Raw genomic sequence first — 13,608 nt, forward strand, 5'->3', positions numbered from 1 at the left:
TGAGGTTGTCTAGTGAACCGGTTTAATGGTCGTAACAATAATATTATCGGTGGTCTTCTGCTGGCAGCCTTAGTTGGTATAAGTGCTCCCCTCTCTGCTCAGGTAGAGGCGCAGAGCCCTAATGCTCAGGGCGAACAGACCTGGACAGTGAATTTCAACGATTCCGATGTGCAGGAAGTGATCAAGTTTATTGCCGGTGCGACTGGCAAAACAATAATCATTGACCCTAAGGTGCGCGGGCCGATTAAGGTGATTAACAGTCGCCCGCTCAATGCCAAAGAGCTTTATGAATTGTTTTTGGCATCCTTGGATGTCTATGGTTTCACGGCAGTAGATAGCGGTAATATTGTACGTATTGTTGCCAACCGCGATGCGCGTAACCTGCCTATTCCCACCGAGAACAACACCAAAACCCGCGATGACCTTTATATCACGCAGGTGATTCCGCTTAAAAACACCAGCGCCGCCAAAATTCTCGCTGCGCTGCGCCCCTTGGTGCCGCAGTATGGTCACCTCACCACCTATGAACCCAGCAATGCGCTGATTATTACCGATACCCGCGCCAACGTAGCGCGGATGAATGAATTGGTGGTGCAGCTGGATAAAATTGGCGGTACTAATACCGATGTGATTCCCCTGCGCTACGCCAATGCCAACGACGTTGTTGCCATGCTGACGCAATTAGAAAAGCCGGACCCAAACCGTGGCGCTACTACTACGCCGCCGGTCATAGTGGCAGACAAGCGCATTAACGCCATAGTTATCAGCGGCGATGATATGTCGCGCCAGCGCTTGAAATTGTTAATCGACGACCTCGATCGTCCGCAAACGCGCAACAGCAATGTGCGCGTGGTTTATCTCAAATACGCTAAGGCGCCTGATGTAGCCAAGGTGTTGTCGGGCATGATGCAAAGCTTGTCGCAAGGCAAGGGTGCAGAGGGCGGCGGCGCCACCAACTCAACGCAGCCAGCTGTGCAGGCGGATGAAGCGACTAACTCGGTGTTAATTACCGCCGATGTTGATGCCATGGATACCATGCTCTCTATTATCGACAGTCTCGATATTCGCCGTCAGCAAGTATTAGTGGAAGCCATTGTGGTAGAAATTGAAGAGGGCGGTAACAAAGAGTTGGGTATCGAATGGATGTACCGCGATGATGATTACGGCTTTGGCAGCTCCAACAATGGCAGTACTGGCGCTTTTGGCTTGGGTGTGGCAGCGTTATCCGCTAGTGATAAAACTGCCTCAACTGATGATCGCAATGCATCATTACTGAGCATTGCGTCTGGCGTAGCTCAAGTTCCCGGGCAGTTGTTTGGGGTGGGACGCTTGGGCACTCGCACGGACTTCTTTAGTTTGATTAAAATGCTGCAATCCAGCAGCAAAACTAACATTCTTTCCACGCCCAATATTATGACTACCGATAACAATACAGCAACTATCTCAGTTGGTCAGCAGGTGCCTTTTCAAACGGGTTCGTTTACTGGTGCAGGCGGTACGGGTGGTACGGGTAGTACAGGTTTTAGCAGCCCTTTTACCACGATTAACCGTGAAGATGTTGGTTTGAAACTGGAAGTGACCCCGCATATCAATGATGGCGACAGCATGGTGCTGGACATTAAAAATGAAATTTCCAGTTTAGGGACGCAATCACCCGATGGTTTGATTACAAATAAGCGCGAAATTGAAACGCAAATTTTAACGGCCGATGGCGCGACTGTGGTGCTTGGCGGTTTGATTAAAGATGATGTGCAGACTGGCGAGCGCCGCGTGCCGGTACTAGGCAGTATTCCTATTTTGGGGCACTTGTTCCGCAGTGAAACCTCGCGCAAAACCAAAACCAACCTGTTGGTATTTATTCGCGCCACCATTATTCATGACGACAAGGTCATGACCGGCGCTACAGCTTCTAAATATCGTTTAATTCGTGAAAATCAGCTAGATCAGCAACACAACCGTGGTTTGTTGATGAGGCAGAGTGAGATTCCGGTATTGCCCGAGTGGGAAAGCACTTTGCCCGTACAGCCCGCCCCTGTACCTGCTACTGCCACTGGGGAGTAGGTTGTGACTGAGGAAGTTTTAAACACATTGCCCGATGCCCAGATGGTCACTGATCTGGACGATTTGGAGACTGAGGCGCAGATTCCTTTTACAGAGCGGCTGCCTTTTAGTTTTGCGTCAAACCATGGGGTTATGTTGGGTGATTCTGAAGCGGATGAAACGCGTATTCTGTGTCGCCCTGGTATGACCTTAGAAGTGCTGCTTGAGCTGCAACGCTTCTTCGGCACTGATTTTGTTTTGGAGGAATTGCCTGCGGAAGATTTCCAAAAGCGCTTAACCAAAGAATACCAAAGCGGCGATGGCGCGGCTCAACGCGCCGCAGAAGACTTGGGCAATGAGTTTGACTTGTCCTCCATGGCTGACGACCTAGCCGACCGCACCGATTTGCTCGCGGGCGATGACGATGCCCCCATTATTCGTTTAATCAATGCGATTTTGTCGCAAGCGGTGCGCGAAGGTGCGTCGGATATCCACCTTGAACCCTTTGAAGATCGCGTGTCGGTGCGTTTCCGTGTCGATGGTATTTTGACTGAGGTGTTATCGCCCAAGCCAGAATTGGCGCCGGTATTGGTCTCGCGTTTAAAGGTTATGGCGCGCTTGGATATCGCCGAGAAGCGTTTACCGCAAGATGGTCGTATTACCGTTCGCCTTGCGGGGCACGCGGTGGATATACGGGTATCCACACTTCCATCTGCTTTCGGTGAGCGTATTGTATTGCGTCTGCTCGATCAGGCGGCGGGCCAGCTGAAGCTGGAGCAATTAAAAATGCCTCAGCATGTTCACGATCGACTTGCCAAAACGCTGCTCAAACCCCACGGCATTGTGCTGGTAACCGGCCCTACAGGTTCGGGTAAAACCACTACGCTTTATGCGGGTTTAAGCCATATCAACACGCGCAGCCGCAACATTATGACCATCGAAGATCCGGTGGAATATTTGTTGCCCGGCATTGGTCAAACGCAAGTTAATACCAAAGTCGACATGACCTTTGCCCGTGGTTTGCGCGCTATTTTGCGTCAAGATCCGGATGTAGTAATGATCGGTGAAATCCGTGATGGCGAAACCGCTGAAATTGCGATTCAAGCCTCGCTCACAGGTCACTTGGTACTTTCCACACTCCATACCAATACTGCCATAGGCGCAGTATTACGGTTGAAAGACATGGGCGTCGAACCTTTCCTCTTGGCTTCCTCATTAGAAGTGGTGATGGCGCAGCGTTTGGTGCGTGTGCTTTGTACTCACTGTAAAGAAGAATACGAGCCAGTTGAATCCGAACGCGACATGTTGAAGTTGCCGGTGGGCGTTTCTGTATGTCGCCCTGTAGGCTGTAAGCATTGTAATAACCAAGGTTATCGCGGTCGTAAAGGTATTTACGAATTGATTGAAATCAACGAGCGATTGCGCCACCTTATTCACGAACAAGCGGGCGAGCAAGAAATGCTGGCCGAAGCGCGTAAGCACAGTCCGTCCATCAGTGATGACGGCCGCCAGTGCGTACTCGATGGCATCACCAGCATAGAAGAAGTGCTGCGTGTTACCACCCAGCTCTAAAGGCGAATTATGGGTGCATATAGTTATAAAGCGCTGACTGAGGAAGGCAAGTCCGTCAAGGGTATCCTTGAGGGCGATTCCGAGCGCCATATCCGCAATCAGTTGCGTGCGAAAAAATTAAAACCTCTAGAGGTCATTAGCGCAGCGGGCGAAAGCGTCACGACTAAAAGCAGTGCGGGCGGCGGTTTATTTAGCTTGGGCATGAAGCGCCCCACTAAATTAAATACCCGCGAGTTGAGTATGATTACCCGCCAGCTTGCGTCGCTGGTTAAATCGGGTTTGCCCTTAGACGAAGCGCTCCACGCAACTGCAAAGCAATCGCAAAAAGCCAATATCAAGCGGGTTGTCTTGCAGGTGCGCACTAAAGTGCTTGAGGGTTTTAGTTTGGCGCAAGCGCTGGGTGATAATCCCGTTGCCTTTAATGATATGTATCGCGCACTGGTGCGCGCCGGTGAAGGCTCGGGTTTTCTCAGCCCAGTATTGGAGCGGCTTGCAGACTACACTCAAACCAGCCAGATTTTGCAACAGCGCATCAAAATGGCCATGATCTACCCCATAGTCATGCTGCTAGTGAGTATTTCGGTGATTGTGTCGCTGATGGTCTTCGTGGTACCTAAGCTGGTCAAAATATTTGAACAGAGTAAGCATGAGCTGCCAACACTCACCAAGGGTTTGATCGCCATGAGCGATTTCCTGATGAATTACGGCGTGTTTTTATTAATGGCTATCGTCGGTTTAGTGTTTTTTGTGAAGCGCTTAATGCGTGACCCCAAACGTTTGCGCGCCTGGCATGTGGTGCAGTTGAAGCTGCCGGTGTTCGGCGATTTAGTGCGACAAATTAATTCGGCGCGCTTTGCTGCCACTCTCAGTTTGTTGTCTGCCAGTGGTGTGCCTTTGTTACAGGCCTTGAGCATTTCGGGTCAGGTGATGACCAATAAAATTTTGCAGGAATCTTGTGATGTAGTGTCGAATGCCGTGCGCGAAGGTACCAGCCTCAGCCGCGCCATGGACAATACTGGTGCCTTTCCGCCGCTGTTAGTGCAGTTGGTGGCTTCCGGCGAGACGAACGGCACCTTGCCGCAGCAGCTGGATAACGCCGCTAAGGATCAAGAGCGCGAGCTAGAGATGATGCTGGGCGTTGCTATGGGGCTACTTGAGCCGGCGACAATTATTTTTATGGGGGGAGCGGTGCTCTTGATTGTGATGGCTATTCTCACCCCAATCTTTGAAATGACGAAATTAACTTAAGACCAAGTGTTCGAGGAGAACTCCATGAAAACAACAATAAAAGCGCGCCCTTTTGCGCAACAGGGTTTTACCCTGATCGAAATTATGGTGGTGATTGTGATCATCGGGATGCTCGCCGGAATCGTGGTGCCCAACGTGATGGACAGCCGCGACAAGGCGAGTATCTCTAAGGCGCGCGCCGACTTCACGGCATTGCAAACTGCGCTCAAGCTTTATCGTATTGATAACTATGTTTATCCCAGCACTGAGCAGGGTCTTGAAGCCTTGGTGAGCCAGCCCTCTATCGCGCCAGTACCGCGCAATTGGAAGTCCGGTGGCTACTTGGACTCATTGTCTAAAGATCCATGGGGCAATGATTACCAATACATGAGCCCTGGTGAAGGTCATGAATTTGATATCTACAGCTTAGGTGCCGATGGTGTGAGCGGCGGCGAAGGCTTGGCAGCGGATATCAGTGTTTGGGATCAAGCGGAATAATTAAGCCTTCTTTGCCATTTAATCTTCTGTCTGTGCGAGCTAAAACGTGATGCGCCAACAACAGGGCTTTACGCTGATCGAGATCATGATCGTGGTCTTTGTTATCGGCATATCGGTGGGCATGGTGTCCTTCTCCATCGGCGGCAATAGCGATGCAGAGCTCACTCGCAAAGAGACAGAAGAGTTTATGTTGCAGGGCAATTACATCGCCGAGCAATCGGTATTAAAAGGAGAAACCCACGGCTTATTTGTCGTAGTGCGCGACGCGACGGAGATAACCTTTGATAACAAGCAGGGTTATTGCTACCAGTGGCGAAGGGTGCGCGATCGCCAATGGCAAGACCTGCCAGAATTACAGCAGCGCTGCCTGCCTGAAGGCATGAAAATAGAGTTTGTAATAGACGACAAACTTTGGAAATACGATCCTGAATTGGAATACCAAGACCCTGTTATGGGTTTTTATCCCAGCGGAGATGGCTCGGGTGAAGTGGAAGTGTCGATCTACATGGAAGGCAAAAACGCAGGTGATGACATCGAGCGTATAGATCTGAGCATCATGGGCGAATTGGTTTGGCGCAACGAAGAAGAGCGCATCAAGCAATACAAGGCAGGGCGATGAAACGCACGCGCTTAATGCCAATGCTGAAACAAATGAAAGGTGCAGCGCGCTGCCGCGGCTTCACACTATTGGAGGCCATGATTGCACTGATGATTGTGGCTGTGGCGCTGCCCGCATTGCTCACCCTAGTGATGACGCAATTAGACGGCGCCGCAAGTATTCGCGATAAAACCTATGCCTATTGGGTCGCCGAAAATCAGTTAACACGGTTGAATTTACTGCAGCAATTAAAAATGCAGCAAAAAATAGGCAACTATAAATTGCCCGAAAAAGATGCGGGTATAGAAATGTTAGCGGGCCTGCGTTGGCAGTGGCAAATGAAGACCATTGCGATGGAAAGTTTGCCTATTCCCGGATTTAAGCGGGTCGAAATCAGTGTTCGTTTGCTCGGGGTGGCCAAAGGCGTTGCCATGGGCAGCACCACGCGAATTGATGAAGATGAACCAGCGCTAGCGCGCTTAACGGGGTATATCAGTGATCCTGAAAGACAGCCCCGTTAACTGCCGAACTGTGCACCGAGCGGTGCGTATTCGCCTGCAGGGTTTTACGCTGCTAGAAGTCTTGTTGGCGATGGTTATTTCCGCGCTGATTGCGCTCATGGCTTATCAAGCGCTCGATGGTGCTACTCGCGGCGCTGAGCGTACCAATGATGCTTTCGAAGAGATCAATCGCATTGATCGCGCCTGGCAAATTATTGGCACTGATATGCGCAACGTGCTGCAGCCCGACGGACGCAACACCGTATTTCAAGGGGATAGCTTACAGGCCGCAGGCGGCGATGCTGACCAGATGTTATTGCTTTTTAAGCGCCGTGGCTGGGTGAATTTTTCCAACTTGCCGCGCAGTGATTTACAGCTGGTGAGCTATCGCTTAGCCGAAGGTAAATTGTGGCGCGACTTTATGCCGGATTTTAATCGTGAGCTCGCGCGAATTGACATGGAAGATGATGCTTACCATCAGCTGCTGCTAGAGGATGTTGAGGATGTGCAATTGCGCTTTCTCCACCTTGGCATCATTACCAGTGAAGGCAAGAGCGCACTGCAAGGTACCGAATTTACCAAAAAGTGGTTGGAAACCTGGCCAGATACTACCCAGCAAGGCACAACCGGTTTGCCTTTGGCCGTTGAAGTTAGCATTACGCTGAAAGGAGTAGGCCCCAGTGCGCGCCTCTTTAACTTCCCCGAACAGTAGTCGCGCGCGCGAGCAGGGTGCCATATTAATAATGGTATTGCTTATAGTCGCCTTGGTGTCTGCGCTCAGCATTAAGTTTGCGAGCCAGTATCAGCTGGGTTTGGCGCGGGCCGAAAGCCGTTGGCACGGCGCTCAAGCACGGGCGTTTTTATTGGGCACGGAGGAGGTGACTAAGCTGTTGTTCCCCACCGCCGATTTTGACCCTAAGACCGATTACTTGGGCGAACCTTGGAGCAACGAAGTCCCCATCGAAGATGAGGGTGTCACAGGTTCTGCGAAGTTGGTGGATGCCACCGCCAAGTTAAATTTGAATGATATAACGAGGGCGCTGGCTGATGCGTCGAAACCACTGAATACGCCAGATCGTTACAGCGAGCAGCAGCGCCGGTTTATTCGTTTATTGCAGACGTTTCCCGAGTTTCCGCTTCGATCTGATGAAGCAGCTGCGCTGCTAGAGGCAGTTATAGATTGGGCTGACGATAACGATGTGGAGTCCGGGCAAGGCGGAGCCGAGTCAAATTACTATATGGGTTTGCCTGAGCCCTATATGGCAGCTAACGACAAGTTTAAGAGCTTGGATGAGCTGCGCTTGATTCGCGGCTTTAATGAAATGCCATTATTGGTGGCGCAATTACTGCCCTATTTAACGGTATTGCCCTTTGCTGATGTGGGCCTGAATATCAATACGCTCACACTGGAAAGCCCAAATTGGGCATCGCAGCCAGATGATGGCCGCTATCGCGACCCAGCGCTCAATATTAATCATTTGTGGCTGTGTATTAACGGTGTGAGCGAGCTGGAACCACTCAACCCAATGGATGCGCAGCGCTTAATCGCTGAGCGCCCCGAGACCGGTTTTAGCGATACAGGGGCCATCACTGACACTTGGAATAGGCTGTTCGCGGGTAGGCCTATAGATATTACGGGGCTCAATGTTAAAACCGATTTTTTTTGGTTAGAGTCCAGCGTGCAGCTGGTTGATCAGCGCCGCAGCATGCGCAGCCTGCTCTGGCGCGGCGCGGCGCAAGGTGATGTCTTTAGCACTGGGCTGAAGGTCATTCAGCGCGATGATATGTTCGAGCTGCCCACAGTTGTGCAGCCTAAAAAAGATAAAAAACGTAAGTAGTCGCAGCAATCTGCCCTTGGTGCAGGCTGTCATTAGCACAATTTTATAAGGTACTTAAGAGCCAAATATGTCTACTCAACTGGTGCTCTCTGTCAAGAAGTCTGAAGACGGCAAAAGTCTTGCCGATTATTTTCGCTGGTGCTGGCTCGCGGCTGACGGTTCTGTAACCGACGCAGCGGCCAATGGCAATCGTGATGCCTTGCGCGCTGCGCTAAGCGAACGCGCTGAGTCGCCCTGTTCTGCATGGGTGATTTTGCCCGGTAGTCAGGTCACCACTCGGCAGCTGGAATACACGGAAAAAGAAAAAAAGCATCTGCGCAATCTCCTGCCATTTCAGTTGGAAGACAGCGTGGTGGGCGATATTGATGATTTACACTTTGCGTTGGCTACGCCTACGGATGGCAAGGTTGCGGTCGCCTATGCCGATAAGCTGTGGTTGCAGGGCGTATTTGCCGAACTCGCCGCGCTCGGGGTTGAGGTACAGCGCTGCTGGTCCGAAGCCCTAATATTGCCCTTGACCCAAACTAATGCGGTCAGTGATTTCGATGACTGGACGCTGAGTTATCGCAGAGGCCATGTGCTGGTGCGATACGGAAAGCAGCTAGGGTTTAGTGTATCCGGTAAGCATGCGCCTATGGCGATTCACATGTTGCTTAAGGCACAAGAGCGCGCTGACAATCTGCCTAACTTACATTTGTTGGCCGACAGCGAGCAGGCGCTGGATGAATTAGTCGCCTTGCTGCCGCCAGAGTTGCAAGAGCAGGTTGTGGCACGCGAGAGTAATACCGAGTGGGCGCTTGATTACAGCAATAATTCAATCGACTTGTGTCAGGGCGAATTTTCACGGCGCTTGCCGATAGAGCGCTGGTGGAAACTCTGGCGCTCGGTTGCCATTTTTGCGGGTGTGTGTGCACTGGTGTACCTCGGCGCATCCTTCTTTGAAATTCATAAGCTCAATCGCGAAAACTTGGTGCTGCGTCAGCAAATTGAAGCGCAGGCGCGCAGCGTTATTCCTCAAGGACGCTTAGTTGATGCGGAAAAACAATTAACTTTGTTATTAAAACAAATGCAGCCCGCAGGACAATCCAGCAGTGTGATGGAATTGTTGGGGCAGGTGTTGCCACAATTTGCCGCTGTACCTAGCGCTAATATTCGCGGTATTGCATTTACAGCGGAAACAGGCGATCTCAGTATTAACGTCCAGGCAGATAGTTTTGCCACTTTCGAATCCATTCGTCAAAAACTCGAAGAGATGGGCTTAAGTGCCGAGCTGGGCAGCATCAATGCTCAGGGTAATGTGCAATCAGCGCGCTTGAATATTCGCAAACGCTAAGGCCGGAATCGTTGCTATGAATCAGTTATTTATGTTGTTAAACCGCTATAACCGCCGCGAGCAAATGCTGCTTATGTCCATGGCGGTCTTGGTGGTGATTTTTCTATTGTGGATGCTGGTATTAGTGCCCATTAGTGCCAAACGCAATCAGCTGGCCTTGGCGAATGTCGCGGCAACCCAAACTCTGGGTCGTGTACAAATAATGGCGGCGCAAATTCAGCAGCGTCGCAGTGATGGTGCTGCAGTGGGTTCGGGTGAAAATATTAACTCCGTGATCGACAGCAGTTTGCGCGGCAATGGTTTGGCTATGACCAGTTTTCAGCCTGGCGCAGCGGGCGAAGTGCGCGTGCGTTTAGATACCGCGAGCTATCAGCCGCTATTGCAGTGGCTGTATGAAATTGAATTTAAGCATGGCATTAGCGTATTAGATGTCACTATTGCAGCGCTCAATGATCCAGGGCAGGTATCTGTATCCCTGCGTCTACGCAAAGCAAATTAATTTTTTTGTGATTTTATGTAGATTGTAAAAAGTCTCCCCAACAAGAAAGCACCTTATATGAGCCGTTTGTTAAATATCTCAGTTGCCAATAAAAAACTCTGGATTAGTTTGGGTGCCATCGTCTTTGTGAGTTTGGTGCTCAGCAATGTGCCTGCACAAGTAGCAGCTTCTTTTCTGACTAAGGGTACTGGCCTTGGTATGAATGGTGTGACTGGCAGTTTTTGGAATGGTCGCGCAAGTCTGGCTAGTTTGCATGTTGATGGCCGCGACTATTCACTGGGTGCTATGACCTGGAGTTTAAAGCCTTGGTCATTTCTCACCTTCAAGCCTTGTGCTTATGTGACTACTAATTTAGCGAGCCAAAAATTTGAAGGGACTGTGTGTAGCGGTGGTAATTCTCTGCAACTGCAGGATGCTATGGTAGATGTGCCAGCGGTTATGGCGCAGCAGCATATTCCTTTTCCGATTGAAGGGCAGTTGTCTATGCATTTTGATGAGCTGGCGCTGCGCGGCAACGTACTGTTAAAAATGAAAGGTAATCTTAGCTGGATGGGCGCTAAAGCCAATAGCGGTGCGCGTTGGATTGATCTCGGTAATTTTGCCGTTGAGTTTCAAGACAATGGCAATAACGGAATCAAAGCTAAATTATTTGACTTGGCAGGGCCGTTGGATGTTGATTTGGCGGTAGAGCTAACAGCGCCGAGTGGCGGTCAAATTAAAGGCACTCTTGCGGCACCAAGTGGTTTTATTACGTCTACGGGTGCGGATGAGGTGTTAGCACTTTTTTCGCAGCGAGATGCGGATGATGAGCAAGGTAATGCGCACTACAGGGTGGATTTCAATCTATAAGTATTCGCGTGCAATGCGCTAGTATTTTATTTTTATTAAAGTAGGAAATGGCTGCTGTGCGCTACCTGATAGGTTTTTTCTTGTGTGTGACGCTAAGCGCGCAAGCGGCTTGGCATGGCGATACCCAGAGCATTATGGGAACGCGCGTAAGCGTTACGCTCTGGCTAGAAGATGACGTCAAAGCAGAGGCCGCAATAGTCGCAGTGATGGATGAAATGCGCCGTATAGATCAGCATTTTAGTCCCTACATAGAAACCAGCGAGTTATCCCGCGCGAATCAATTAGCGCCCAAAGCCAGCGCAAAAAAACCGCTGAGCATCTCGGCTGAATTAACCAAGATTATTGATAAGTCCCTCTATTACAGTCGCATTAGTGAAGGCGCATTCGACATCACCTTTGCTTCTATTGGTCGCTACTACGACTACCGCGCAAAGCTGAGCCCTAGCGAGCAGGAGCGTTTGGCGCTCCTCCCTTCAATTAATTATCACTTCTTACACCTCGATAAAAAAGCGCGCACTATTTGGTACGAACACCCGCAGGTTTATGTTGACCTGGGTGGTGTTGCCAAAGGCTATGCGGTGGATCGCGCTATAGACATATTAAAAACATTCGGGGTGACGCACGCCAGTGTTAGTGCTGGTGGCGATAGTCGCGTCATGGGCGATAAGTTGGGGCGCCCTTGGATGGTGGGGATTAAAAATCCGCGCGCAGAAGATGCCGTCGCAATTACGCTGCCGCTGGAAAATGTAGCTATCTCAACCTCGGGCGACTACGAGCGCTACTTTATTAATGATGCTGGCGAACGAGTGCATCACATCATTAACCCACGCACAGGAAAGTCAACGCAGGGGGTTAATAGCGTTTCAATTATTGGCCCCTTAGGTTTCGATACCGATCCACTGTCCACCACTGTATTTGTATTGGGGCCCGAAAAAGGTTTGGCTTTAATCAACTCTCTGCCAGGCTTTGATGCGGTGATTATCACTAGTACCGGCAAGGTGCTTTACAGCAAAGGTTTGACACCGCCTTAATCTTTAGCGGAAGATGCGCGTGCATTGATGCTGACAAGCGACGCAGACAATAACCAACTTAACAATTTCGAACTCTCGGCAGTTTTGTCGAGAGTTTTTTTATGCAGGGATATAAATATGAAAGCAATAATTGGAGTGCTAGCCGCCTTAACCTTGGCCGCCTGCGGCGGTGGAGGAGGCGGTAACTCAGGCGGTAATTCTGTTGGAAACAGCTCTGTTGGCAGCAGCTCAGCAACCAGCAGTGTAGCAACTGGTGCCTGTGGTAGTGCGGGCACTATTTTTGCGGAATGTATAAATAGTAGTTGGGGCTTATTTAAAACCTGGGAGCAAAGTACTGAAACTGGTCTAGGTGATGAATATTTAACCCCTACTAACGCTGGCAATGTTCAGTGGCAGCTTGTCACTGCTGCCGCTGCAGGGCACAACCAAGTTGTGCAAGTTAATTACGGCCAAAAAGCGAATGTATCAACGCAGTTTCAAGTCATAAGTGCTACGCCGCTCAATCTGTCTACCTATGGTACGGGAACCCTGTCGTTTGACATTAATGTCTTAGAATTTGGCGGTGCCTACAATAGTTTAGCGGGCAATATGGTATTTGATGTACGCGTTGAATGTAGCTGGCCCTGTAGTAGTCATTCGGCAATAGTGCCAGTGTCTACGCGCAATAATTGGCAGCACGTAGAGATTTTAGTTGCGGATATGGTGCGCACGGGATTGGATCTTACCAAAGTTGACTCTTCCTTTATTATCCGCCCCCTGAGCCCCCCACAAAATGGTGTAAGTTCTCCTCAAAACGGTGTGAGCTTCCAGCTCGACAATATCGAATGGAAAAAGGGCACCGCGCCTTTGCCCGCCGCGAGCACTGCAGTTTTCGAGGAACATTTTAATACGCGTGCATCAGCCGACGCATGGAGTTATGTCTATTACGATGGTGCGAGTGGGCAAATCAGTGGCGCTAAATTTCTGTCTGAGGGGATCATTCTGATCCCCAGCTGGGGCAGTTCCTATGATCTCTGGTCACTTGAAACTAGTCTGGCGAAGGCTATAACGATTAAAAATAAACAAGCTAGCCTGCAGATTTTTATCGATCGTATGCAAATGGACTCATACGGCTCTAGTATTGAGTTTCAGTTGATCGCAAAAGATGGCAATGGACGAGTGGCGGAAACACCTTATATTTCCTCAAATGCACTCTTAGCCAATGAGTGGTCAGAAGTGTCTTGGAGTATTGGCAATAGTTTCTTGGGTGGTTTTGATGCGGCGGATGTGCGCAAACTGGGCATTCGTTTTTTTGCTAATGGTAAACCTGCCAGTGCCAGTACTTTTATTCAATTGGATACAATTCGCATTTATTAAGAAAGTTAGCATTGTGTCGTTATCAACGCCGGAACCTTGTTGAGAGGTTCCGGCGTTTTTATTGGAGGTTATGCTACTCTTCAAAAAAAGAAGAATTTAACGCCAAAGCTGTGAGCCAATTCGTTTTTCTACCAAAGACTTTAAGAATTCACCAAGTCAGCTGAGTTTTGCGGCTAGTATTGTTGGTGTGGCGCGCGTCATACTCTGGCTGGATGGCGTTTGTCGCTTAATAGCTTGTTAGGCTGTTCTTTATGCTGCTAGGCCTAA

Annotated in this window: 13 protein-coding genes; all 13 read left to right on the plus strand. The window is 49.9% G+C overall.

All coding sequences use genetic code 11. From position 1 onward, the window contains the following. Positions 1–12 precede the first annotated feature (12 nt). The 13 genes from gspD to AC0KUT_RS02240 all read left to right on the plus strand — a co-directional run bounded on the left by gspD (position 13) and on the right by AC0KUT_RS02240 (position 13,341). Complete coding sequence (gene gspD / locus AC0KUT_RS02180; RefSeq protein ID WP_488833174.1) at positions 13–2,061, plus strand: type II secretion system secretin GspD; 2,049 nt, start codon at positions 13–15, stop codon at positions 2,059–2,061. Between the two features lie 42 nt (positions 2,062–2,103). Beyond that, the gene (gene gspE / locus AC0KUT_RS02185) at positions 2,104–3,612 is read left to right on the plus strand and encodes a type II secretion system ATPase GspE (RefSeq protein ID WP_488835815.1); all 1,509 of its coding nucleotides are present in this window, start codon (positions 2,104–2,106) and stop codon (positions 3,610–3,612) included. A 9-nt stretch (positions 3,613–3,621) separates the two neighbouring features. Next, complete coding sequence (gspF, locus tag AC0KUT_RS02190) at positions 3,622–4,860, plus strand: type II secretion system inner membrane protein GspF (RefSeq protein ID WP_488833176.1); 1,239 nt, start codon at positions 3,622–3,624, stop codon at positions 4,858–4,860. A gap of 24 nt (positions 4,861–4,884) precedes the next feature. Then, positions 4,885–5,337, plus strand: coding sequence for a type II secretion system major pseudopilin GspG (gene gspG, locus AC0KUT_RS02195; RefSeq protein ID WP_488833178.1), 453 nt, complete (start codon positions 4,885–4,887; stop codon positions 5,335–5,337). 49 nt (positions 5,338–5,386) lie between these two features. After that, positions 5,387–5,956, plus strand: a complete 570-nt coding sequence (locus AC0KUT_RS02200; RefSeq protein WP_488835817.1) for a prepilin-type N-terminal cleavage/methylation domain-containing protein — start codon at positions 5,387–5,389, stop codon at positions 5,954–5,956. Beyond that, positions 5,953–6,456, plus strand: coding sequence for a type II secretion system minor pseudopilin GspI (gene gspI, locus AC0KUT_RS02205; RefSeq protein ID WP_488833180.1), 504 nt, complete (start codon positions 5,953–5,955; stop codon positions 6,454–6,456). Before AC0KUT_RS02200 ends, gspI begins: the two co-directional genes overlap by 4 nt. Next, positions 6,431–7,147 (plus strand): type II secretion system minor pseudopilin GspJ, encoded by a 717-nt coding sequence (gene gspJ, locus AC0KUT_RS02210; protein ID WP_488833182.1) that lies wholly within the window; start codon positions 6,431–6,433, stop codon positions 7,145–7,147. The genes gspI and gspJ overlap by 26 nt, the downstream gene beginning before the upstream one ends. Beyond that, complete coding sequence (gene gspK / locus AC0KUT_RS02215; protein WP_488833183.1) at positions 7,116–8,273, plus strand: type II secretion system minor pseudopilin GspK; 1,158 nt, start codon at positions 7,116–7,118, stop codon at positions 8,271–8,273. Before gspJ ends, gspK begins: the two co-directional genes overlap by 32 nt. A gap of 67 nt (positions 8,274–8,340) precedes the next feature. Next, positions 8,341–9,606 carry a type II secretion system protein GspL gene (gspL, locus tag AC0KUT_RS02220; RefSeq protein ID WP_488833185.1) on the plus strand — a complete coding sequence of 422 codons (1,266 nt, stop codon included), beginning with the start codon at positions 8,341–8,343 and terminating at the stop codon, positions 9,604–9,606. 16 nt (positions 9,607–9,622) lie between these two features. Then, on the plus strand, positions 9,623–10,105 hold the full coding sequence (locus AC0KUT_RS02225) for a type II secretion system protein M (protein WP_488833188.1): 483 nt from the start codon (positions 9,623–9,625) through the stop codon (positions 10,103–10,105). Positions 10,106–10,162: 57 nt separating this feature from the next. Next, positions 10,163–10,954 (plus strand): type II secretion system protein N, encoded by a 792-nt coding sequence (locus AC0KUT_RS02230; protein ID WP_488833190.1) that lies wholly within the window; start codon positions 10,163–10,165, stop codon positions 10,952–10,954. A gap of 47 nt (positions 10,955–11,001) precedes the next feature. Beyond that, positions 11,002–11,985, plus strand: a complete 984-nt coding sequence (locus AC0KUT_RS02235) for an FAD:protein FMN transferase (protein WP_488833192.1) — start codon at positions 11,002–11,004, stop codon at positions 11,983–11,985. Between the two features lie 117 nt (positions 11,986–12,102). Next, complete coding sequence (locus tag AC0KUT_RS02240; RefSeq protein WP_488833193.1) at positions 12,103–13,341, plus strand: hypothetical protein; 1,239 nt, start codon at positions 12,103–12,105, stop codon at positions 13,339–13,341. Positions 13,342–13,608: the final 267 nt, after the last annotated feature.

This window comes from Cellvibrio sp. 25HG11W-0, assembly GCF_057815475.1.